This window comes from Flavobacterium sp. B114r (assembly GCF_056824125.1).
Window position 1 is genome coordinate 1,964,958 of sequence record NZ_CP124858.1, and the last position, 24,936, is coordinate 1,989,893.

Here is a 24,936-nt window from a genome sequence, read left to right on the forward strand (position 1 = left end):
TGTATTAAATTTATTTATTGTTTGTATTTGATGCCAATTCCTAAAACACAACCATTACCGGTATTAAAATCATATACTTTATGATTGTCATTATCGATCAGATTGTATTTTTTATTAAAATCATACCCAGCTTTAAAATTTAGAAACCAGTTTTTGTCGACATTTCTTTCGTATTCAAGCGCTGACGTCATTTGTGATAAGCTAACTTTTGTGGCGTTCATATTTAGATCGCTTTGAGAATCTAAATGATAAAAATTACCATTGAAGCTATTGCTCAGACTGAACTTATTTCGGATATTATTAGAATATGAAATCTTTGAATCCGGAAATCCAATCATCAAAGAACTTGCATTGCTTATTTGATAGTTTAGAGACAAAACAGGCATGAATTTAGGAGATCCAAAAACAGTTGTTCTGGCTGCCCCAATGTTGATAATTGTATTTGAATTTAAACGCTGCTTAATCTCAAAACTTCCCAAAACTGAAAATGCATCCATGTCTAAATTGCTTTGAAAATTTACTGTCGGGGTAATTGAAAAATTCAGACTTGTTGCATTTGAAATTTCATGAGAAAATTCAACCTTGTTTTTAATCTGATTAAATCGATCCAAATTCTCATACGGATTATTATAATGGTCTATTTCATAATTCACTTTCAGATTCGAATACTCTAGTGTGTTTGTTATCTTGTTTTTTACGCCTATTTTCTTGTTAAACGATATACCGATATTGGTTTCGTTAAAATCAATTTTGTCAGTTGGTTCTGTTTTTACATTCATGTTAACTGAAAAGCTCTCCTGAGCTTTCATGTTGAAAATTGAAATCAAAAAAATCGACCAAATTAAAAACCTTGTTTTCATTACTTGTTTATTGGTTCAAAAGTAGGAGGGTAATGGTTTTAAAAAAAAGAAGATATATGTATGCCACTTTTTGATAGACTAAACAGCCTTTTTTAAGGTTGAATGAATTATTAAGGAGCATTTATCTATTGTAGATCGTTTTTTGCTGTTTATAGGGTAAAAAGGCGTGACTGTATATGTTATAGTGTAGTGCAGAAGAGTGCATTTTATATTTGTTCAAAAAATTGATTATGCACAAGTTTATATTGATGATGTTTTTGGCTGTGACCGCAATTTCATGCGGAACAGATGCTGATGCCGGCGAATTTGTTGTTGGATCTGATTATCTGGCTGTTGGTAATAAAGTTATTTTAATTGATACCCTGACAGTCGAAATGTCTACGATTAATTTTGATTCTCTTGTTACTTCGAATCAAAATCGAATTTTGATTGGGAATTATGAAGATCCAATTTATGGGAAGGTAAAATCGAACAGCTATTTTCAATTATCAGGAGAATCATATCTGTTAAAAAGTAGTGGATCTGATACAGAAACGACCAATTATGTTTTTGATTCGATTGCAATGATTCTAAAATATGATAACTATTATTATGGTGATACTACAAAGGTGCAAACGTTCGATATTCATCGAGTGACTCAACGGGTAAGACCCAATACTGATGATTATAGTTTTTATAATAATTCGACTTTAAGTTATAGTGATGAAAGCCTCGGAACAATTTCATACAAGCCAAGGCCAACCGAAAAAGACTCTATTAATATTAAAATGAGTGATGTGTTTGGTGCGGCACTTTTTCAGAAATTAAAGAAAAAAGAAATTACAGACTTTGATACTTTTACTGAGTATCTAAAGGGTTTGGTTTTGGTGCCATCAACATCTAATTCATCCAGCGTTACGGGTTTTCATGTTGCAACAAGTAAGATACGAATGTATTATTCAAAGTATCAGGCAGGGGCAGAAGAAGTTCCTTTTATTATAGATTTTACGATTCTGGATGCCGGAAAGCAATTCAATTCAATTTCATCAGATAAAACCGGAACCTTACTTGAAAACTTACCTATTTCGACTGGTAAGTTGTCAAGCTCATTAACAAACCGGCAGGGATTTATTCAGTCAGGAACAGGAGTAGCCTGCAGGATTGATTTCCCCAATATTAAACAGCTCAAACATATTTCAGCAAACGGAGCAATTGTAGATGCTCAGATATTCCTGAGAGCCGTTAATAATACCTATTCGCAAAAATATCCTCTAGCAGATTCCCTACAGGTTTATGTAGGCGATAATTTAAATAGAATTAGTGCCTCATTAGTAAATTCTGCGGGCAAAACGATTTTTGGTACTCTGAATAAAAAAAGTGATGAGTTTAATGAGAATGTTGGTTATACAATTCCAATTGGTGCTTTTTTACAGAAAGAAATGCTGAAGCAATCTGATTCCAGATCTTCTCTCATTCTAACATTACCGGGGCTTTCTAAATCCGTAAACCGCGTTGTTTTAGGAGATCAGAAACATGAGAACAATAAAATCCAAATTAAAATTTATTACATCTCCTATTAAATGAAAAGTAAAATAGCATATTTAGGTGGCGCCATTTTGATGTCGCTAACTTCATTTTCTCAAAGTATTTCAAGTTCTCCTTATTCATTATACGGAGTTGGTAGTGTCTATGATGCTGATTTTGGAGTAATTCCTTCAATTGGTTCCTCAGGAATGGCTTTACCTTCAGATACTTTTATAAATAATCTAAATCCGGCATCTTTGGGCTATTTGCCCCAAAATCACTTTATGTTTGATATTGGTGGAAAAGCGATTTCAACAACTTACGAAAGTGGTTCAAAAAGTGAAAGCCGTAATAACTTTCAATTCTCACATATTGCTCTTGCTTTTCCGGTTACTAAAAATTCCGGATTTAGTGTTTCGCTTCGACCGTATTCAAGTGCTGCATTTAAAATTTCTAATTTAAAATTACCAATAGAAAATAGTCAGGATTTTTATTATTTAACTGCCGTAGGTTCAGGAGGATTAAATAATTTTGATTTTTCATACGGATACCGATTCGGGAAAAAATTAGCTGTAGGAGCATCCGCAGCTGTGTTGTTTGGAAATACCACTGATGATAGACATTTTTTGATAATGAATTCTATTACCAGTATTCAAAAAAAGACAACTTATAATGGTGTAAGAGCGACATTAGGAGCACAGTATAAAATTGATTCTACATTTACTATTGCGACAACATTTAAGCTTCCAACTCAAATTAAGGCGGCTAAAGTTCAAACGGTTCAAACAATTACTGATGAGGTCGTAACAACCGTAGAGTCTAATGTGGCTTCTGATACAGATGATTATTATATGCCTTTAGAAATGGGTGTTGGGATTAGTAAGCGCTTTAAAAACAATTTGAATATGACACTGGATTATGAGAAGAGTTTATGGAGTGATAGTAATCAATCTGAATTATATGGAAATTTTGTGAACCAGGATCGATTTGCACTTGGATTTACATATAGTAGTAAAAAGAATATTCGAAAATATTGGGATAGGGTTCAATATGCAACAGGTGTGAATTTTGATACCGGCTATCTTGAGGTTGACGGAAAAAGGGTGAATAACGCAGCGATTTCTGTTGGACTTACCTTGCCAATAGATAATACGTATTCGGCTTTGCATATTTCATATTCATACGGACAAAAAGGAAGGGTTTCAGATAATTTGATCAAAGAAAATTATCATAAAATATCACTTAATTTATCATTGGATGGGATTTGGTTCATCAAACGAAAAATAGACTAGGACACCTAATATCTAAAAGTCTTTTTCGATTACAGGATATTTATAACCTAAGATTGATTTTAAAACTTCAGGATTCGAATTGACATAAAATACAGGATCACTTTTTTGCTGGTCTGTAAAACCAACTTTTTCACGCAAAATATTCTGAGTCTGTCTTGCTACAGCCTCTCCGGAATCTATAATATGAATATGCTCCGGCAGGATTTTTTTAATCTGAGGGATTAAGTAGGGGTAGTGGCTGCACCCTAAAACAAGATAATCAATATTAGCATCGATCATGGGTTGCAAATAGGATTCTAATAATTGCGTCATTTCTGGCGAATTCAGATTACCATCTTCAATAAGCTGAACAAGTCCATAGCCAACTTGTTCAATTATTTTGGTGTTTTGAAACATTTCTGCTGTCTTATTAAATAGCTCACTATTCAGTGTTCCTTTTGTGGCTAAAATGCCAATAACTTGTGTTTTCGAATTATTAGCGGCAGGCTTTATTGCAGGTTCAATTCCTATAAACGGAATATCATAATCAGCACGAAGTTCCAGAATTGCATTTGTTGTGGCAGTATTACAGGCGATAACGATCAGTTTGCAATTCATGTCCAGTAAAAAATCAACATTCTTTTTGCTTAACGCAACAATCTCTTCTTTGGTTCTCTGACCGTAAGGAGCATTTTTACTATCGGCAAGGTAAATAGTTTTTTCGTTTGGAAGTAAGTTATGAATGGCATTCCAAATGGAAGTTCCTCCAATACCGGAATCAAAAACGCCTATAGGATTGTTATTCGTCATAATGCAAATTTAGTGTTTTTTGAAATAAATCTATATTCCAATTTACGTGAAATGTGCGAATTTTTCGGTTTTTTAGTTTTAATTTAATGTAAAAAAAAAACTGCTTAAAACTTTTGAAAGTTTAAGCAGTTTTTTTTATTTTAAGGAAACTGTTTTTTAGAATCCTAAATCTTTTTTTACATCAGCAGTAATGTTTGGACCATCAGCTAATAAAAGAGTAGAACCATCTAATACATATTGGAAACCTTTAGCTTTTCCAACTTTTGAGATAGAAGCTCTTACTTTTTCCATTAATGGTTTTACGATGTCAGTTTCTTTTTGTTGTAATTCTTTTTGAGCGTTGTCTCTGTAATCAACGATTCTTTTTTGCATGTCCTGAACTTCTTTAGAACGTTCTCCGTTTACAGCATCAGTTACAGTTGCAGCTTCACCTTCATACTTTTTGATTTTTACTTGGTATTCGTCAACCATTTTTTTGTATTCAGCATCGTATGTACCACTTAATTTTTGTAGTTGATTTTGTGCATCCAGCATTGCAGGCATTTTCGACATGATCTCGCTAACATCAACATGAGCTACCTTAGCTTGTGCGTTCATTGTGTTACTTGCTCCTAAAATTAGTAGTGCAGCAATTAGTAAAGTTTTGATTTGTTTCATCATTTTTAAAATATTAATTAATTATTGGTCGTATTTGCTTTTTGTGTTTCGGCCTCTTTTGCTTTTTTAGCCGCTTCGCGTTCTTCTAAAATTTTCTTTCTTCTTTCTTCTAACTCTTTTTTACGCTGTTCATAAAGTTTTTGTCTTTCTTCAGCTTTATTTACTGCCGGATCAGCGGTTGTTGTTTCAGTAGATGTGGCAGCAGGTTTTGCTGTTGCGTCAGTTTTAGTTGCATCTGTTTTGGCTGGTTCAGAAACCGTGCCATTTTTTTTAGCTTCCCTTTCTGCTGCAATTGCTTTCCTTCTGTCGTCGTATTCTTTTTTCTTGGCTTCCTGTTCTAATCTTCTGTCCTCAATTAATTTCTCTCTGGCCGTTCTTTTCTCTTCTAGTGCTTTTTGTCTGTCCTGTAATGCCGGATTTTCATCAATGGCATTTTCGATACTTTCTTTAGCTTCCTGATCTTTCAATTGTTTTTTAGTCAGTTGCTCTCTCTTATCAGTTCTGTTTAAAACACGTATTACCTGATCGCTTATGTCAAATCTTTTGTTACTGAAAAGCATTGTCAGATCAGATGATTTGTCAAAGATAAAATCATAATTTTTAGCTTCAGCAATATCCTGAACAGCAGTAAAAACCTGATCTTGTATTGGTTTTGCCAACGAAGCTTTTTGATGCATTAAATTTCCATTAGCTCCAAATTGCTTTTCCTGATAAGTCAACATTTCATCTTCAAGAAATTTAATCTCTGTTTCCCTTTCATCAATAAGCTCTTTAGTAAGTAAAGCTCTTTCTGCTTTTAGACCTTCTTTAAGAGTTGTAATGTCTAGTTTTTTAGCTTCTATTTCTTGTTTCCACTTTTGGGCTTTAAGCTCCAACTGAGATTTTGCTTCTTTATAATCAGAGACATTCTCTAAAATATACTCCATGTCAATGTAACCAATCCTTGTCGTTCTAGTCTGAGCGTTACTTGTATTTACAACAATCACGGCCAAAAACATAAATAAAAATTGCTTTCTCATAACATTAGTATATTTTAAATTTTTAAACAAATGTATTAAAAATTCTACTAAAATTGTTGTCCAATGATAAAGTGAATTTCTTTACCGTGTGCTTTTGTTTCTCCTGGTTGAGGATCGAAACCGTAACCCCAGTCAATACCTAATAATCCAAATGCAGGCATGAATACACGTAAACCAACACCAGCAGAGCGGTAAAGGTCAAAAGGGTTATAATCTTTAAAGGTTGGATATGATGATCCAGCTTCTAAGAAAGCCAACGCATAAATAGATGCAGATGATTTTAATGTAATTGGGTAACGTAATTCCATAGAGAACTTATTATAAATAGTTGCTCCAATTTGCTCATTTCTTGAATTTACAGGGGTTAGGGAATTATTTTCATAACCTCTTAATCCAATAGTTTCTCTACCATCCATTGAGTACATAGCCATTCCGTCTCCTCCTAAATAGAAACGCTCAAATGGTACATCACCTCTTGCCTGGTCATAAGCACCTAAGAAACCAAATTCAGTTAATGTTCTTAGAACTAATTTACCATATAGTTTAGTATACCAGTCTGCTTTAAATTTAATTTTATAATATTCTAACCAATTGTATTTCTTTTGATCGACTTTCCCCTGATCAGTATCTGCACTTGCATAATCAGATCCAACACTTACAGTACCTGATTGTCCGTTGATAGTTTCCGTTTTAACGTAGTCTCCAGTGTTAAGTGGTTTACCATCTACTCCTGAAGTTGGAGCTCCCGTATATTGTGATTTGTATTCTTTTTGATTTTGTAAGTCTCCGTATTTAACTCCATTAAATAATGAATATGGAGGTGTAAGTTTTGCAGAAACACTAAAATCAGAACCGTATGTCGGGAATATTGGGTTAACCCCTTTATTACTTCTTGAAAGTCCAATTGTATACGCTAAGTTTCTTGACGCTCCGTTACCAAAGGTAAATAAACCTGTATTATAGTTATTTAAATCATAATGTTGGTAACTCACAGATTGTGATAATACAAAATAATCATCCGGCACAGTAAGACGTTTTGCTAAACCAACTTGTAATGTCAGGATGTTAAAACTCTTGCTTTTATCTACAGTTCTTGTAGCATAGTTGTTTAAGAACTGCTTACTATACGAGATAGATGAACTAAATTGTACTGGTTTTTTTCCTCCAAACCATGGTTCTGAGAATGATAAACTATACGTCTGGAAATAAGTACTTCCTTGTAAACGAAGTGCTACTTTTTGACCATCTCCCATTGGTAATGGTTTATAAGATTCCTTGTTGAATATGTTTCTTGCCGAGAAGTTGTTGAAAGATAATCCTAAGGTTCCAATGAAACCTCCACCACCGTAACCTCCCTGAAGTTCAACCTGGCTTGATCCTTTTTCTACAACGTGATATTCAATATCAACAGTTCCTGCTGCAGCATCTACATTTTTGAATTTTGGATCAATAGCTTCAGGATCAAAGAATCCTAATTGTCCAATTTCACGAATAGTTCTAACCAATTGTTCTTTACTGTACTTTTCTCCCGGTTTAGTTCTAAGTTCACGGTATATAACGTGGTCATTGGTTTTATCGTTTCCTACTACAGATATTTTGTTGAAGTAAGCGATAGGACCTTCTGTAACTCTAATTTCAAAATCGATAGTATCGTTTACCGTTTTTACCTCTACAGCATTGATGTTAGAGAACAAATAACCATTGTTTTGGTATAAGTTTGTAATGTCTTCTGCGTCAGGTTTTGTTTTGTCAGCAATACGTTTTTCAAGTAAAACACCATTATAAGTTTCCCCTTTTTTGATTCCTAAATAACGATTTAACAGCTGATCAGAATAAACAGTATTTCCTAAGAATTTAATATTACCAAAGTAGTATTTGTTTCCTTCTTCCATATTAATTTTGATGGCAAGCATATTCTTCTTCTTGTTATAAGTAACAGAATCATAAATAATTCGTGCATCACGATATCCTTTTTCTTTATAAGAAGCTACAACCTTCTCTAAGTCAGTTTTGTATTTTTCAGGAATAAATTTTGAAGATTTTAAAATGCGGAGTACATTTTTTTGCTTAGTATCTTTCATCGCAGATCTTAATTGGTTACTGCTAAGTTGCTTGTTGCCAATGAAGTCGATACTGCTAATTTTTACTTTATCACCTTTGTCTACCCGAACAAGCATATTTACATGATGCCCATTAATGGTGTCAGGAGTATTTGTAATAGTAACTTTGGTGTTATAAAAACCGTCTTTTTTGTATTTGTTTTCTATGTAATTTTTGGTAGTCGTAACTAAGTTTTCGTTTACAATTTTGTTTTTGGTCAAATTGTTGTCCTTAATTAATCCTTCGATTTTGTTTTTCTTAATACCAACAAATTTTACTTCATTTAGTTTAGGAAGTTCAACAATATTCAGATCCAGATAGATACTGTCATTGTCTATTTTATTTACATAAAAGGATATTTCATCAAATAGGCCAAGTTTACCTAATTTTTTGATAGCACCACTTATTTCTTCTCCGGGTACAGTTATTTCCTGTCCTTTTTGAAGGCCTGAAAAGGTAACTACAGTTTGTTCATTGAAGCTTATTTTACCAACAACAGAAACTTTAGCAAGAATATATTTTTTTCCCTGATCAAAAGGAACTCTTTCTTGTGCTTTTATTTGTGAAAAACTACCCAAAAGAAGTAGGGTAAGGACTATTTGTACTCTTTTTTGTAACACTAAAATATTATTTAATTTGTTCACTGGTTTTTCCAAATCTACGTTCTCTTTTTTGATAACTAATAATAGCCTCATATAAATCTTGATCTTTAAAGTCTGGCCACAAGACATTAGTAAAATATAATTCTGCATAGGCAATTTGCCACAGCAAAAAATTACTTATTCTATGTTCTCCACTTGTTCGTATTAATAAATCTACGTCAGGTAAATTTTGCGTGTAAAGATGCTCATTTATAATTGAATCGTCAATACTGTCTATTGAAATTATATTATTTTTAACTTTATCACTGATGATTCTCACGGCATTTACCAATTCTTCTCTTGATCCGTAACTTAAAGCAAGAGTTAGCGTAAGACGTGTGTTATTTTTTGTTTTGTCAATTACATCCAGCAGCTCTTTTTGAGCTGATTTTGGTAATTTGTCAAGGTTTCCAATTGCATTAAGTTTGATATTGTTTTCTTGTAAAGTACCAAGCTCTTTTTTTAATGAATTGATTAAAATTCTCATTAATGCTTCGACTTCAAGTTTTGGACGATTCCAGTTTTCTGTAGAAAAAGCATATAGCGTTAAATACTCGATGCCAAGTTTAGCACAAGTAGTAATTGTTTTTTTTACAGATTTTGTTCCGTTCTCGTGACCAAATGCTCTTAAAAAACCTTGTTGTTTTGCCCAACGTCCATTTCCGTCCATAATAATGGCCAGATGTTTGGGTAAGTTTGTTTGATCTATAGAGTCTAGTAAATTCATTTTATTATTCTGCGCAATAGCAAGGTTTTTCTCCAAAGGTATAGGTTAAAGTGATTCCTGAAAACACATACCAGTCATTATTATTTAAATTTCCAAAATGCAATTGCTTATAATTGCCATTACTCGGATTACTTCCGTCAATATTATCTGTAAAAGTATAGCGAAGACCAACTTCGGCAGCTAAAACCCAACTAGGTGCTATATTCGATTTGATTCCCAATATCATTGGTATGGCAAATGATCCTGAACTTTTGTCTTTTTTTGTTTGTCCTCCTGTTACATATAATTCATCGTACATAAAGTAGCTCAAACCTGAATATATATAAGGAGTAATTTTTGGATGATAATCATGAAGATTAAAATCAAAGAAATTAAACTCTAAACCCGCAGAAAGCTCTTTTACGGTATTTTTAAAACTATAACCTCGTTGGTTTCTTCCCGATTCATCTGAATCGAGATCGTTTCCTGTAAGAGTTGATTGTGTATAAGAGAAGCGATACGAATGACGCGGGCTTTTATTCCATTTATACAAGATACCAAAGGCTAGTTTTTCAGGAGCAATATAAGTTGTATTTCCTACGTCACCAACAAAGTTGCTTCCGCCTAAAAAAACACCAATCTCATTAATCTGAGCGTTTAGTGTAATAAAGGGAAAAAAGCATAACAATAAATTAAAAATTTTCTTCATTTAATTAAAAATTGCGTGCAAATATAATAATTATCAATACGAATCAACGTTCCTTTAGTTAAATGTGCTTTTTTTTCAATTTGTAATATGATTTTGAGACATTTAATGATGATTCGATACATGCAGAACGGGAAAAAGTAGTATTATCGTATAGTAAGGAATCATAAAAGGACTTAATTTCTCTTATCTTCTCCCCAAAGTAATTTGTTTCGTAACGTTTTCAAGAAAGTTTCACCTGGAATTTCTATCATCTTTATTTTAAAATTTGTTTTGGTAATTGTTAATACAGATTCATTTCTTACCGAAGCAATTCTGGAATCCAGCGAAACTAAATATTGATCTTCTCTTCCTGAAACACGAAGCTTTATCTCGGTATTATCCGGAATAACAAGCGGACGTGCGTTTAGATTATGTGGTGCAATGGGCGTAATAACCAAACTTTCTACATTTGGGGTTAATATTGGTCCGCCACAGCTTAAAGAATATCCTGTTGAGCCAGTTGGTGTAGAGATTATTAATCCATCTGCCCAGTACGAATTCAAATATTCATTATTCAAATAAGTGTCTACCGTAATCATCGAAGTAGTATCTTTTCTGCTTACTGTAACTTCGTTCATGGCAAAATTAAGATCTTCTTCGATAGCGTCATTTTTAGGATCGCAACTTAAACTGAGTAAGGTTCTTTCAGAAATAGTGTAGTTTTTATCAATTACAAACTGCAAAAAATTATCAATACTTTCTTTAGGTACAGTTGCCAGAAATCCTAATCTTCCAGCGTTGATTCCTAAAATTGGTACTCCGGAATTTCGGACTAAAGTAGCAGCTCTTAAAATAGTTCCGTCACCACCAATACTAATCAACATTACAAAACTATCATCTAAAGAAGTACTTGCTGAAAAAGTTTTGTATTCCTTTGTGATAAGTTGCTTTTCATAAAGCATTTTTAAAAAGTTCTCTTCAATAACCATTTCAACATTATTTGAATTGAAAAATATAAAAATATCTTTAATAATAGGCTCTGTACTATTTTGATAATATTGTCCGTAAATGGCTACTTTCATTTTTTAAAATTAGATAATGTGTCAATTAGATAATGTGTCAATGTGTCAATGTTTCAATTAGAAAATTACAAAATGTGTAAATTAGATAAAATTAAGAAATTATCTAATTTTCTAATTGGCATATTTTCTAATTGTATTATATATTAAGGTATTTGTCTAAATAATCTGAACGCTCTTTTAAGCTGTTGATATAAGCGTCTTCCTGATGTTCTGAAATAATCTCATAACCATATCTTCTATAAGTCTGGATAATTTCATTCATTGGTCCAATACCGATCTTTATGGTGATCTGAACATTTTCAAGATCAGCTTCAGAAACAAAACAGCCAAGGATTTTTCCGTTGTTACTTTCTACAATCTGAGTTACCTGACCCATCGAATAATCTAAAAGACCTTTCTGAACGATAATTATGCCGCCTTGTTCTTTCAAAAATGGAGTTTCCTGAAAAAACTTCATGATATCTTCCATTTCATAATATCCAATGTAAGCATTGTTTTCGTCAAGAACCGAAACTACATTGGTATGGTTCTTAGCAAAAACTTCTAAAACATCTAGCCACATCATTGATTTTCGGGCAAAAAAACGTTCGAGAGTATATTTGTAATCAATAACTTTTTTGTCAGTGTCAAAAGTTTCAACATCATCTGAAGCAATGCTTCCAATGAAAATTCCGTTTTCCAAAACCGGAAAATGCGAAAAATTCAAATCGGCAAAAAAGTCCTGAACCGATGCTATCGTTTCCTGGCTATCTATCGCTCTGAAATCATTGGTGATATAGTTTGTAATTTCTGTCATAAATCTCTTAAGGATATTTGATGCAAAATAATCAAAAAATAGCAAAAACTGCTACGTTTTACTTTGTATTTTTGTCGTAACAAATATAGTGTTACTAGAATTAATTATCTATTTATATGACAAAGTTAAGTGTAAATATCAATAAAATTGCAACCCTTAGAAATGCACGAGGAGGAAATGTTCCGGATTTACTAAAAGTGGCGGCCGATATTCAGAAATTTGGGGGACAAGGAATCACAATTCATCCACGTCCGGATGAGCGTCATATTCGTTATCAGGATGCACGCGATCTAAAAGCAATTGTTTATACCGAATATAATATTGAAGGAAATCCACAACATAATTTTATTGATTTGGTTTTAGAATGCAAGCCAACCCAAGTAACATTAGTTCCGGATGCAATTGGGGCTATTACTTCTTCTGCTGGTTGGGATACTATAAAAAATCAGTCTTATCTGACCGAAGTGATTCAGGAATTTCAACGTAACGGAATCAGAACTTCAATTTTTGTTGATCCGGTTTTAGATATTATCGAAGGCGCTAAAAAAACAGGAACAGATCGTATCGAATTGTATACGGAGGCTTTTGCACATCAATATGATTTAGGAAATAAAAATGGAATCGATCCGTATGTGAAAGCTGCAGAATTGGCTAATGAATTAGAGTTAGGAATTAATGCCGGACATGATTTGAGTTTAGATAATATTCAGTTTTTTAAACAAAATATTCCAGGATTGCTGGAGGTTTCTATTGGTCATGCATTAATTGCAGAAGCACTTTATCTTGGTTTGGATAATGTGGTGAATATGTATTTGAATAAGCTGAAGTAAAAATAAAAATGAATAGGGCATGACCCGCAGTCCCGAAGCTCAATGTCATTAAGTTAAGGAAAATCTATAATGCTTTTGCCGAATGGATCTCGCGCGGAGTCGCAGAGCCGCCAAGTTTACATCTGTTTTCTTTGCGACTCTGCGACTTTGTGCGAATTTTTTTAGCCATAATTGTCCTTAAAAAAAGCTTAACTTAATAACATTGCCTTCTATACCTCATGCGGCATTCAGGTAATAATAAGAGTTTTCGGGGCATGAATTTTAAACAATAAATAAAAATATTTACTTCCTCTAAGAATTGATTTTTAATTGTTTACTTTCGCACTTTTCTTATTAAAATCAAGTGTCAAAACCAATTTTATTCTTTTTTTTATTCTGTTTTTCTACTGTATTTGCGCAATCTAAAGCCACTATAACAGGAAACATACAATCTTCTGAAAACGAAAGCCTTCTTGGTGCCAGTATTTCTTTAGATGTGAACAATCAACACTACTACGCAATATCTGATATTCTGGGTAGCTTCTCAGAAAACATCCCTTTAGGTCAGGTCAAAATAACGATTAATCAAATTGGGTATCTTGCAAAATCAATTCATCTTGATTTTGTAAAAGACACTTTAATTTCAATTGTACTGGAAAAAGACATTTCACTTTTAAAAGAAGTCATAATATCCAATGATAAAAAAAGCGGTTTTACTAATTTGTCAGGAGGAAGACTATCGTTCAATTTAAAAGAATTGTCCTCTGTTCCCACAGTTTTAGGAACCACAGATATCATTAAACTTTTACAACTCACGCCAGGGGTTCAGAATTCAGGAGATGCAAACGGATATTTGTATGTACGAGGTGGAGATCCCGGACATAATGCCATATTATACGACGGCACTCCTATATATGGTATGTCACATTTATTAGGTATTTTTCCTTTTTACAATACAGACCATATTAAAGGTGTAGAATTTGATAAATCAAGTTCGAATGCTAAATATGGCGGACGTTTAAGTTCAACAACACTTTTAGTTCCCAACAAAAAAATACCGTCTGAATTGGGTATTCAGGGAAATATTGGGATTTTAGCTTCGCAACTTACCCTTGCTATTCCTGTAAATGATAAAACGGGTTTTTATATCTCCGGAAGAAAAACTTATATCGATGAAGTTGTAGCGCCATTATTAAATTCGGGTTCAAATAATAAAGATGATCAGGATATGAAATATGGTTTTTCTGATGGGAATATGACCTTTATTTCTCAGATTTCTAAAAATAATTTACTTTCTGTAGATGCCTTTATTAGCGGAGACGTATTAAGAATAAAGGACAGTAATCTGGCTTTGAAAACAGATTTAAAATGGAGTAATTTTACGGTTTCCCCAACATTAGCAACTACATTTTCGCCTAAAATAAGTATGAGTAACTCTGTTTATTTTAGTAAATATTCTAATGAATTGAATATGGAACAAGCCACAATCGAATTTGGTGTTTCATCGTATGTCAAAGATTTTGGATTTAATAATGCCTTTCGTTACTCGATAAAAAGCGTTCCTGTAGAATCGGGAGTGCAGTATGTACATCATAATTTACAGCCTCAAAAAGTAAATATTGAAAATCTGACCGATAATAATACAACTCAAAATAATATAATAAATGCTGATGAAGCTGCGGTTTTTACTACCATAAAACCAAAACTTACGAATCGTTTAAATGCTGAGTTAGGGCTTAGGATTAATTACTATACTTCAGGTTCTAATGATTCGTATTTACATTTTCAGCCACGTGTTTTACTAAATTATATCGCAAACGAAAAGTATTCTTTTTACGGATCTTACAACAGGCAATATCAATATTTGAGTTTAATAACTACTTCGAGCGTCGGGATTCCGACTGATTTCTGGATTGCCAGTTCAGAGGGAATAAAACCGCAATCTTCAGATGAGTTTTCGATTGGTTCAAATCAAAATATTTCGAAGAATATTTCTTCATCTTTAGGAGGGTTTTATCGTTCGATGAAAAATTTACTTGAATATCCGTATGGAATAACGCAGTTTAACGAAATCACAACTTTAAAGAATGATCTATTAGTTGGAAAAGGGAAAGCGTACGGATTAGAAATGATGTTGCGCAAAAACAACGGAAAATTTACAGGTTGGTTAAGTTATACGCTGAGTTGGTCTGATCGAAACTTTGATGAACTCAACAATGGGAAAACTTATTTTGCAAAATACGACAGACGTCATAATCTTTCAGTGGTTGGGATGTATGATTTAAATCCAAAATGGAATTTTGGTATTACTCAGATATTTAGTTCAGGAAATCGATTTACGATGCCCACTTCCTGGTATTTTATCAACAATAATCCCGTCAAAGAATATTCAGAATATAATAATGCACAAATGCCTAATTATATCAGGACAGATCTTTCTGTTAATTATTTCTTCGTAAAAACAAATAAAAAAGAGAGCGCCTTGAATTTCTCGATTTACAATACTTTCAATATTGATAATCCAATTTATGTGATTTTAGATGTTAAAGTCAATAATGATAAAAATACTGTAATTGTAAAACAGGAAAAAAAGGTCTTGTACCGCATTCTGCCTTCAATAAGCTGGAGGTTTAAATTTTAAACAATGAAAAAATATATATTATTTCTTTTTACTCTCGTTGCTGTAAGTTGTTCTAAAGATGATTTTAGCGAAAAAAGTATTGAATCTAAAATTGTAGTCGAAGGATGGATTGAAGAAGGTGATTATGCCCAGGTTTTATTGTCAAGCAGTATTCCTGTTACAGATGCTATAGATTCTACAAATGTTTTGAATCATGTTATTCGTTCTGCAAAAATCACTATTTCTGATGGTGAGACATCTGAGGTTTTAAGAGTTAAAAATGACAAAAACAGAGTGCCACCGTTTGTGTATTTTGGATCAACTCTAATGGGTGAGGCGGGAAAAGAATACTCCATTAAAATAGAATATTTAAATCGTGTTGTTCAAGCCGTAACAACAATTCCAAAATCAGTAAAACTTAAAAGTGCCGAGTATATAAAAAAGAATGCTGCAGATACAACTGGATATATTTTTGTAAAATTTGATGATCCCGTAAATGAAAAAAACTATTACCAGATTGCTACAAAAATAGACAAAGAAGAGCCTGTTTTTGTGCCTGTATTTTATGGTAATCTGGATGATAAAAATTTTAAAGAATCTTCAGTTACCGTACAGGTTAATCGTGGGATTTTGCTTTTTCCTAAAACTAAATTTACACCTTATTTTGCAGATGGGGATTTGATTCATGTAAAATTAAGAACCCAAAACAAAGACGCCTTGGATTTCTGGAACAGCTGGCAAAACGAAATCGTAAACAGCAAGAATCCAATTTATCCATCAAATACAAGTTTAAAATCGAATATTAAAGGCGGAATTGGTATTTGGGCAGGATATGGTCAGAGTACTTTAACTGTTAAAACACCTCCTACAAAATAAAGCCGATTTGAATTGTTTCAAATCGGCTTTAAGTAAAATTTTAATTGCTGTTTATTTTTTAAAAGATGCTGCGAAATCAGTGAATTTGGTTGACAATTTTTCAAATCCTTCTGAGAAATAAACGCTCATAGCTACTTCAGTGTTGTCGTTGAATTTTAAGTAGTATACTTCTTCAAGATAAGGTTGATTGAATTCTTCCCCTTTCTCACTGTATGTCCAGTATTTGTATTCTGCATTCCAAACTGGTAATCTATAAATATAATCGTCTCCGCTTTTTTCTGAATGTTGAACAATATCAGCTATTTTAGTTCCGTCTTTTTTAGAAACTAAGATTAGTTTTAAGTTTTTATTAGAAATTGCGGCCAAGCCTTCAGATTGCTTTTTTTCGTATACATTTAAGGCAGTGTGATATGCCTTGTAGTCATTATTAGGGTTGTTATTATCATATAGTGGCGTAGGACGTACCAAGCTTTTTTCTAAAGCTACTTTATCAGCCGCTTCAGTAGCTAAATCCATATCTGCTACAATCACAAAATTGTCCATTAAATTGATTAATCCATTCGCTTTACCTCTATATTGTATAAGGGCCTCACTACCCATTAGGCCATCAATATTAGAATTGCTTCCGCCATTAAAGTCAAGTAAGATTTTTCCATTATAAGAAAAAACAGCTTTTGAGGTGTTTTCAGCGCCTTTTTTACCACTCATTTCCCAGGCATATCCGTCGTTTAAAGTCATTTTATACGCAAATTCGTTTGGAACTTCTTTTCCATTAGAATAACTGGCTGTCTGAGTAAAAACTGCAGCCTGAGCGTTATTAATTGTTAAAACTGCATCTGCCGATGAAGGTAAAAAGATTTGATCATATATTGATTCTTTATGAATGTAATTATCGGTTTTTTCATCATAAATATAACTTCCGTCTGTATCTGTAAATTTTATTTTTACAGTAGAAGATACACTTTTGGCAGAAAGTATTGCGCTGTTTGATGTTTCTGATTCTTTAGCAGGGAAGATAAATTTTAATTCAGAAGTTGAGGCTGTTTTAGCCCATATTTTTCCGGAATTATTCCAGGTATAAATGCCATAAACATCAGAAACATTCAAAATATCTTCTATTTCATTACCATTTTTTCCGTTAAAAATATCAACAGGATTGATAACTAATAATCTATGTAAATTTTCTATTGCTTTAAGAGCACTAGAGCTTTTTGATTTGTCCAGTTGAACTAGCATTTCATTAGCTTCAGCTTCAAGTTTTAGTTTTTGCTGTGCCGGAGTTAAAGTTGAATATGGTTTTTTAACAAGTTCTGCAATTTGTTCAGCAAGAGTTGGGTCTTTTACTGGTTCTTTGGGCTCTTCTGTTGTAGGATCCTTAGTAGGGTCTGTGTTGTCATCGCTTGAACAAGAGATGGCAAATTGCGAAAGAACTACCGCGCATAAAAGGAATTTTTTAATCATGGTTAAAGTTTAAATTAAATAATTAATCAAAAAAAACGTTTTGATTTTAAGAAGGCGCAAAGTAGTTTTTATATTTGTTCTTTCTTTACGGGAAACCGTATTTTGTAAACTTTTTTCTAATAAAACAACTAAAATCCAGAGTGTGGACTTTATTAATTTACAGATTAATATAGAACTTTTTTACCTTTGTCATTAGTTTTAAAACCATAATATAAATGTTATACTCAAAAATAGAAGGCGAAGGAAAGCCGTTCATCATCATGCACGGATTTTTGGGAATGTCTGATAACTGGAAAACTTTGGCAGGACAATACGTAGAGGCCGGATTTCAAGTTCATATTTTAGATTTACGAAATCACGGCCGTAGTTTTCATTCAGACGAATGGAGTTATGAAGCCATGGTACAGGATGTTTTCGAATATTGTCAGGCGAATCATTTAGATAAAATAGATATTCTTGGGCATTCGATGGGAGGGAAAGTAGCCATGCTTTTTGCAACTACTCATCCTGAGATTGTAGATAAATTGATTGTGGCAGATATTGGACCTAAATTTTACAAACAGCATCATCAGGATATTTTGGCAGGATTAAATGCAATTGATTTTTCTGTAAAACCAAGCCGAAATGATGTCGAAGAAGTTTTATCACAATATGTTCCCGATTTTGGAACACGACAATTTTTATTAAAGAACTTGTATTGGCAGGAACCGGGACAATTGGCTTTTAGGTTTAATCTTTCAGTCTTTAATAATAACTTAGAAGCAATTGGAAAAGCTTTACCGGATGGCTTAGCTTTTGATAAACCTACTTTATTTATTCGTGGAGGAAATTCAGGATATATTCAGGATTCTGATTTTGATAGTATACGTCAATATTTTCCAAACGTGAAGTTCGAGACAATTCCAAATGCCGGACATTGGCTTCATGCCGAAAACCCTAAAATGTTTTTTGAATTAACAACTGAGTTTTTGAAGCAATAAATAAGTTCAATTTTTTATAGCCACAGATTAAAAGATTTTCACAGATTTGAAAATCCCTTCTAATCTTTTTAATCTGTGGTAAAAAAATAATATAAATTTCCTTACTTTTATTAAAACTTTAAATCAATAATCATGAAAATATTACTTAGACTCCTTGTTACTGCAGCTTTGGTGTTGTTAATCGCTAATTTTTTAACTGGGGTACATGTTGCTAGTTTTGGTACGGCAGTAATTGTTGCGGTTGTTTTAGGATTACTGAATCTTTTTATAAAACCAATATTGGTTATCCTGACATTACCTGTAACCTTTATAACTTTAGGTTTGTTTTTGCTGGTGATTAATGCGATTATTATTTTATTGTGTACCAACATTGTCGGAGGTTTCAAAGTCGATTCATTCTGGACCGCATTGCTGTTTAGTGTTATATTGTCTATCCTTCAGTCTATTACTTATAAAATACTTGGCGACGACAAATAAAATAAATATTGAAAGCGTGTTTTAAACGTCTTCAAATACAATAGATTAAAAACTTGGTTGGGTTGCAAAAATTTTATAATTTTGCAACCCAATTTTATTATGTAAATTAAAGAAGAAGATGGATATTAAAAGAGTAGCAATAAACGCTGTGAATGAAACAATCGTAATGACAGTTGTTCACATGGATTATAAAGGTCAGGTAGCAAAAAGAATAAACGAAAAAATGCCTTTGGCTACCGTTAAAGGTTTTAGAAAAGGACAAGTTCCTAAAGACCTTGTTGAAAAACAATACGGAAAATCAATTAAGCAAGAAGAAGTTCAAAAAGTTGTTGATTTGGCTTTAGAGCGTTTTGTTCAATCTGAAAGATTAAATCTTTTAGGAACTCCTCTTGCAAAAGAAAACGAAAACTTTGATTGGGATGCTGAAGAACTAACTTTCGAATACGAAATTGGTTTAGTACCTAACTTCGAAATTGATTTAGAAGCTAAAAATGATATCGTAAAATATATCGTTACTGCTGATGATAAATTAATCGACGGACAAGTAGAGCGTATCCAAAAACAATTTGGAAAAGCAATTCCACAAGAAGTGGTATCTGCAGATTCTGATTTGACAGGAACTTTCTCTAACGAAGAAAAAGGAATCAGCAATACAACTACAATTTCATTATCTACATTCAATAAAACTGCTGCTGATAAATTCATTGGTAAAAAAGTTGGAGATGTTGTTACAGTAAGCACAAAAGGTTTATTTGCAGATGATCACCAATTAATGGATTACTTAAAAGTAGGTCATGATGATGTTCATGGTTTAGATGTTGAAGTAAACTTTACTATCGAAGCAATCAACGGTGCTGAATTAGCTGAATTAAACCAAGAGTTATTTGATAAACTTTTTGGTGAAGGAAAAGTAGCTTCATTAGAAGATTTGAAAGCTAAAATTAAAGAAGATGCTGAAGCTCAATTCGCGCAGCAAGCAGATCAAAAATTATTATTAGACGTTCAGGATTTCCTTATCGAAAATACAAAATTTGATTTACCGGCTGAATTTCTTAAAAAATGGTTACAAACTGTTGGAGAGAAAAAACTTTCTCCGGAAGAAGCTGAAGTTGAATACGCAAGATCTGAAAAAGGATTACGTTTTCAATTGATCGAAGGAAAAGCAATGGCACAAAGTAATATCCAAATTACATTTGAAGATTTGAAAGCTTTTACAACAAACGCTATCAAACAACAAATGGCTCAATTTGGACAAACAAATCCAACTGACGAAGAAGTTCAAGCAATCGTGGCTAGAGTTTTATCTAACCAGGAAGAAGTGAAAAGACTTTCTGAGCAAGTTGTTGCTGAAAAATTGTTAGAAGTGTTTAAAGAAAAAGCAAATCCGGCAACTAAAGAAGTAACTTACGAAGAATTTATTGCTGCGTCTTACGGAGAATAATTTCTAAAAAAATAAGTATATTTGAGCGTCAGGAGATTTTTTTCCTGGCGCTCATTTTTTTGTTTCAAGTTTTTTACTTTTTGTTTCAGGTTTCAAGTTTTTATTTGAAACGCACGTGGAGCAACCTTAAACTTGAAACCTGAAATTTTTAAAACAAAAAATAAGACAAATTGACATCCTTTAGAAAGAGGTACAACCTTTGATGAAGAGTATAAACAGATATTACGTAAAACTTAGAACACTTAAATATGAACTACGGTAAAGAATTCAAAAAATTTGCTACAAAGCACCAAGGAGTAAATGCAATGTACTACGACAAAATCGTAGCAGCAATGAATCCAACAAATATGACTCCATATATTATTGAAGAACGCCAGTTGAATATTTCTCAATTAGACGTTTTTTCTAGATTAATGATGGACAGAATTATCTTTTTAGGAACAGGTATCGATGATCAAATCGCTAATATCGTTCAGGCGCAGTTATTATTCTTAGAAAGTGCTGATGCTTCAAAAGACATTCAAATTTATCTAAATTCACCTGGAGGAAGCGTTTACGCAGGATTAGGAATTTATGATACCATGCAATACATCAAACCAGACGTAGCGACAATTTGTACAGGTATGGCAGCCTCAATGGGAGCTGTATTATTATGTGCAGGAGCAGCAGGAAAACGTTCGGCTTTGCCACATTCAAGAGTTATGATTCACCAACCATCAGGAGGAGCACAAGGTGTTGCAACAGATATGGAAATCAACTTGCGTGAAATGTTGAAATTAAAAGATGAATTATACAACATCATTTCTCAGCATTCAGGACAATCTTTTGACAAAGTGCACAAAGACAGTGAGCGTGATTACTGGATGAAAGCTGACGAAGCAAAAGAATACGGAATGATCGACGAAGTATTGAGAAGAAGCTAAAAAAAGGTTTATTTTGTTTCAAAGTTTCAGGTTTCAAGTTTACTGTTGTTAACTTGAAACCTGAAACTTGAAACCATTTTTTTAAACTTGAAACAAAAATAAAAAGTTAATAGGTTGCTAAGTTTTTGAGGATTTATTGGTAAATATCAGAAACTTAGTAACTTTGCGACTTATGTAACTAAAGAAGAATGGCTAAAGTAGTATTAGAATGTTCGTTTTGTGGAAGAAAAAAGCCAGAAACCAATTTATTGATTGCAGGTATTAATGCACACATCTGTGATAAGTGTATTGAACAAGCACACGGAATTGTATTAGAAGAATTAAAATCAAGTGGAAGTGCTAAACTTGTTGGCGACTTAATTTTAAAGAAACCAAAAGAAATCAGAGCTTTCTTAGATCAATATGTTATTGGTCAGGATCAGACTAAAAAAGTAATGTCAGTTGCGGTTTACAATCACTACAAGCGTTTAATGCAACAGCAATTAGACGACGAAGTAGAGATTGAAAAAAGTAACATCATTATGGTAGGTCAAACCGGAACCGGAAAAACATTGGTAGCAAAAACTATCGCAAAAATGTTAGACGTTCCTTTGGCTATCGTTGATGCAACCGTACTTACAGAAGCAGGTTATGTGGGTGAAGATGTCGAAAGTATTTTGACACGTTTACTACAAGCTGCAGATTATGATGTAACCAAAGCCGAAAGAGGAATCGTATTTATTGATGAAATTGATAAAATTGCCCGTAAGAGCGATAATCCATCCATAACACGTGACGTTTCTGGTGAAGGTGTACAACAAGCATTATTGAAATTATTAGAAGGAACAGTTGTAAATGTGCCGCCAAAAGGAGGACGTAAACATCCGGACCAGAAATTTGTTGAGGTAAATACCCAAAATATCCTGTTTATTGCAGGTGGTGCTTTTGATGGTGTAGAACGTATTATTTCTAAACGTTTGAACCGTCAGGCAGTTGGATATTCAACTTCGAAAAATGTAGATAATATCGATAAAGACAATTTATTGCAATATATCATTCCAAAAGATATCAAAGACTTTGGTTTGATTCCTGAAATTATCGGTCGTTTACCAGTTTTGACACATATGGATCCTCTTGACAGAGAAACTTTGCGTGCAATTTTGACACAACCTAAAAATGCTTTAATCAAACAATATCAAAAATTATTCTTAATGGATGATGTTGAATTTAATATTACTGACGAAGCATTGGATTTTATTGTAGATAAAGCTTTAGAATACAAATTAGGAGCTCGTGGATTACGTTCGTTATGCGAAGCAATCCTAACAGATGCGATGTATGAATTACCAAGTTCAGATGATAAAGTTTTGACAATCGATCAGGATTATGCAAAACATACTTTGAATAAAAATTTATTGAAGCGAATGGAAATTGCTTCTTAGATTATCAGTAAAAAGATATTTTATAAAATCTGCTCTGTCAAAGGAGCAGATTTTTTTTGTTCTATAAGTAAATATTTAAGAAATTTCCAGTTAATTTACGTCAAAATTCAACAATAAACTTTAACCACTAATAATAACCTAAATCAAAATGAAATTCAAAATAAAATTATACTTTCTAAGTATCTGTTTAACTTGTCTAACAGCTTTTGCTCAAGACAACACCCCGAAAAAATATACAAAAAAAATAAGTGAACCTTTTAAGTCAGGTAAAAATTCAGGTGCTTTATATAATTCATTAGGAGGAAGTAGTTTTGCTTTTTCAAATGGGAAGGAAATTTTATCATGTAACTTTTATGATGGAGTGATTATGGTCAAGAAAATTGATTCTGAAAAACTGACAGTGATAAAAGAAAACAGATTTGAAAAGTTTTTTGCTAAAAATTACTTTCTTGTGAACTGTATAAAACTTAATAATAGGTATTTTGTTTTTTATTCTTCTTGGGATGGAGATGCCAAAAAAGAACAAGTTTTTAGTGCGGAAATTGATTTTGATAAATGTGAATTCGTTGGCGCACCTAAGTTATTGTTGCAAGTAGATGGTAAAGTGTCAGGTTATAATAGCGATTTTTTATATTTTAACTTAACAGAATCTAGCAATGAAAAAAGTATTGCAGTTAATTATATAAAAAATCCTGAGAATAAAAAGTCTAGTCAGATTATTGGTGTAAAAGTATTTGATGAAAATTTAAATCAAATTTCCGCAAGTGAAATTGCACTACCTTATAATGAAAATAAAGTTAATTGCAGTAATTTTAGATTAGATAATAATGGTGATTTTTATTGGGTAGCAAAAGTATTTCACGATGATAGCCGTAATGATAAAAAGAATAAGAAAGATCTTGTTGCAAATTTTCATTATGAAATTTGTAGTATAAAGTTTGAAGGTAAAACAATAAATGCTGTAAAAATTGAAGATAACGAGAATGTAATCAATAATTTAAGCCTGTTTGTAACTCCAAAAAATCTTATGGTTTGTGGAGGCACATACAGTGATGGATCTTCTGATGTGATGGATACGGATGGATATGTTGGCTTTAAGATTTCTCCTGAGGGAAAAATCTATGATAAGGTTTTCAGTGAATTTACTTTAGATGTCTTAAAAAAATATCGTAGTGAAAAGGAGCAAAAAAATATTGATAAGCCCCACACAAAGGGAGAAAGTAATGGGTTATACAAAGTGTTCTTAAAAAATGTATATATATGCGAAAATGGGGATTTTGTTTTTATTGGTGAGCAAAAATACACTTATGCACCTCCAAATGGGCGTGATATTGATTTTTATATGGATCTAATAGTTTCCAAAGTAAAAACTAATGGGAATGTTGTCTGGTTGAATAAAATTCCTAAAAAAGAAGTAGATGTAAAATCTTCTTGGTATGTAAATTCAAATAATAATTACTATTTTATTTTTGTAGACGATATTCATAACATCAATTTGCCTTTAGATAAAAATCCCGATGCTGCATTTGGTGGTCATGATGAATATATGAGTGTTGTGAAAATTTCTGATTCAGATGGTAGTGTAAATGGAGGAGAAATATTTAATAATAAGGACTTTAAAAATTATGACATTAAAAAATATATGTTACAAAGACATCGCCTTTTTAAGATCTCTGAAAATGAAATTGTGTTTGAAATTAACCAAACAAATAATAGTTCAGGTGATGTAATTGTCAAAGTGAATTTAGATTAAGTATAAGAAAATGACCTGCCTACAGACAGTAAGAACTGTTAT

The 24,936-nt window shown here is 32.6% G+C and carries 21 protein-coding genes; 11 read left to right on the forward strand and 10 right to left on the reverse strand.

From position 1 onward, the window contains the following. Positions 1-14 precede the first annotated feature (14 nt). Entirely contained in the window at positions 15-860 is an 846-nt protein-coding gene (locus tag QLQ94_RS08580; protein WP_482499518.1) for a DUF6268 family outer membrane beta-barrel protein, read from the reverse strand. Between the two features lie 230 nt (positions 861-1,090). Between QLQ94_RS08580 and QLQ94_RS08585 the strand changes: the two genes are divergently transcribed. After that, the gene (locus QLQ94_RS08585; protein WP_271336779.1) at positions 1,091-2,419 is read left to right on the forward strand and encodes a DUF4270 family protein; all 1,329 of its coding nucleotides are present in this window, start codon (positions 1,091-1,093) and stop codon (positions 2,417-2,419) included. Continuing rightward, positions 2,420-3,655 (forward strand): BamG family beta-barrel-assembly machinery protein, encoded by a 1,236-nt coding sequence (gene bamG, locus QLQ94_RS08590; protein WP_271336778.1) that lies wholly within the window; start codon positions 2,420-2,422, stop codon positions 3,653-3,655. A 12-nt stretch (positions 3,656-3,667) separates the two neighbouring features. On the opposite strand, the gene murI is transcribed toward bamG, so the two are convergent. From murI to QLQ94_RS08630, 8 genes are all read right to left on the reverse strand, one after another. Beyond that, the gene (murI, locus tag QLQ94_RS08595; RefSeq protein ID WP_271336776.1) at positions 3,668-4,444 is read right to left on the reverse strand and encodes a glutamate racemase; all 777 of its coding nucleotides are present in this window, start codon (positions 4,442-4,444) and stop codon (positions 3,668-3,670) included. 156 nt (positions 4,445-4,600) lie between these two features. Then, positions 4,601-5,104, reverse strand: coding sequence for an OmpH/Skp family outer membrane protein (locus QLQ94_RS08600; RefSeq protein WP_271336775.1), 504 nt, complete (start codon positions 5,102-5,104; stop codon positions 4,601-4,603). A 14-nt stretch (positions 5,105-5,118) separates the two neighbouring features. Then, positions 5,119-6,120, reverse strand: a complete 1,002-nt coding sequence (locus QLQ94_RS08605; RefSeq protein WP_271336774.1) for an OmpH/Skp family outer membrane protein — start codon at positions 6,118-6,120, stop codon at positions 5,119-5,121. 47 nt (positions 6,121-6,167) lie between these two features. After that, a complete protein-coding gene (locus QLQ94_RS08610; RefSeq protein ID WP_482499520.1) occupies positions 6,168-8,915 on the reverse strand; it encodes a BamA/OMP85 family outer membrane protein in 2,748 nt (915 codons plus the stop codon). Next, on the reverse strand, positions 8,848-9,588 hold the full coding sequence (locus QLQ94_RS08615; protein WP_271336772.1) for an isoprenyl transferase: 741 nt from the start codon (positions 9,586-9,588) through the stop codon (positions 8,848-8,850). The genes QLQ94_RS08610 and QLQ94_RS08615 overlap by 68 nt, the downstream gene beginning before the upstream one ends. Positions 9,589-9,592: 4 nt before the next feature. Further along, positions 9,593-10,276 carry a type IX secretion system protein PorG gene (gene porG, locus QLQ94_RS08620; RefSeq protein ID WP_271336771.1) on the reverse strand — a complete coding sequence of 228 codons (684 nt, stop codon included), beginning with the start codon at positions 10,274-10,276 and terminating at the stop codon, positions 9,593-9,595. 173 nt (positions 10,277-10,449) lie between these two features. Next, positions 10,450-11,337, reverse strand: coding sequence for an NAD kinase (locus QLQ94_RS08625; protein WP_271336770.1), 888 nt, complete (start codon positions 11,335-11,337; stop codon positions 10,450-10,452). 136 nt (positions 11,338-11,473) lie between these two features. Beyond that, positions 11,474-12,133: a CBS domain-containing protein gene (locus QLQ94_RS08630; protein WP_271336769.1), complete on the reverse strand. Its 660-nt coding sequence runs from the start codon at positions 12,131-12,133 to the stop codon at positions 11,474-11,476. A gap of 116 nt (positions 12,134-12,249) precedes the next feature. Here QLQ94_RS08630 and QLQ94_RS08635 point away from each other — a divergent pair, with 116 nt between their 5' ends. The 3 genes from QLQ94_RS08635 to QLQ94_RS08645 all read left to right on the forward strand — a co-directional run bounded on the left by QLQ94_RS08635 (position 12,250) and on the right by QLQ94_RS08645 (position 16,438). Further along, positions 12,250-12,963, forward strand: coding sequence for a pyridoxine 5'-phosphate synthase (locus QLQ94_RS08635; protein WP_271336768.1), 714 nt, complete (start codon positions 12,250-12,252; stop codon positions 12,961-12,963). Positions 12,964-13,306: 343 nt separating this feature from the next. Next, positions 13,307-15,583, forward strand: a complete 2,277-nt coding sequence (locus QLQ94_RS08640) for a TonB-dependent receptor plug domain-containing protein (RefSeq protein WP_482499521.1) — start codon at positions 13,307-13,309, stop codon at positions 15,581-15,583. Positions 15,584-15,586: 3 nt separating this feature from the next. Further along, positions 15,587-16,438 carry a DUF4249 domain-containing protein gene (locus tag QLQ94_RS08645; protein WP_271336766.1) on the forward strand — a complete coding sequence of 284 codons (852 nt, stop codon included), beginning with the start codon at positions 15,587-15,589 and terminating at the stop codon, positions 16,436-16,438. Positions 16,439-16,489: 51 nt separating this feature from the next. Here the strand turns inward: QLQ94_RS08645 and QLQ94_RS08650 are convergent, their stop codons facing one another. After that, the gene (locus QLQ94_RS08650; protein WP_271336765.1) at positions 16,490-17,899 is read right to left on the reverse strand and encodes a hypothetical protein; all 1,410 of its coding nucleotides are present in this window, start codon (positions 17,897-17,899) and stop codon (positions 16,490-16,492) included. A gap of 215 nt (positions 17,900-18,114) precedes the next feature. Here QLQ94_RS08650 and QLQ94_RS08655 point away from each other — a divergent pair, with 215 nt between their 5' ends. From QLQ94_RS08655 to QLQ94_RS08680, 6 genes are all read left to right on the forward strand, one after another. After that, a complete protein-coding gene (locus QLQ94_RS08655) occupies positions 18,115-18,879 on the forward strand; it encodes an alpha/beta fold hydrolase (RefSeq protein ID WP_271336764.1) in 765 nt (254 codons plus the stop codon). Between the two features lie 132 nt (positions 18,880-19,011). Beyond that, positions 19,012-19,356 carry a phage holin family protein gene (locus QLQ94_RS08660; RefSeq protein WP_271336763.1) on the forward strand — a complete coding sequence of 115 codons (345 nt, stop codon included), beginning with the start codon at positions 19,012-19,014 and terminating at the stop codon, positions 19,354-19,356. Positions 19,357-19,474: 118 nt separating this feature from the next. Next, entirely contained in the window at positions 19,475-20,797 is a 1,323-nt protein-coding gene (locus tag QLQ94_RS08665) for a trigger factor (protein ID WP_482499523.1), read from the forward strand. A 248-nt stretch (positions 20,798-21,045) separates the two neighbouring features. Beyond that, positions 21,046-21,720 carry an ATP-dependent Clp endopeptidase proteolytic subunit ClpP gene (gene clpP / locus QLQ94_RS08670; protein WP_271336761.1) on the forward strand — a complete coding sequence of 225 codons (675 nt, stop codon included), beginning with the start codon at positions 21,046-21,048 and terminating at the stop codon, positions 21,718-21,720. A 188-nt stretch (positions 21,721-21,908) separates the two neighbouring features. Then, on the forward strand, positions 21,909-23,141 hold the full coding sequence (gene clpX / locus QLQ94_RS08675; RefSeq protein ID WP_271336760.1) for an ATP-dependent Clp protease ATP-binding subunit ClpX: 1,233 nt from the start codon (positions 21,909-21,911) through the stop codon (positions 23,139-23,141). A 148-nt stretch (positions 23,142-23,289) separates the two neighbouring features. Continuing rightward, the gene (locus QLQ94_RS08680) at positions 23,290-24,894 is read left to right on the forward strand and encodes a hypothetical protein (protein WP_271336759.1); all 1,605 of its coding nucleotides are present in this window, start codon (positions 23,290-23,292) and stop codon (positions 24,892-24,894) included. The last annotated feature ends 42 nt before the right edge of the window (positions 24,895-24,936 follow it).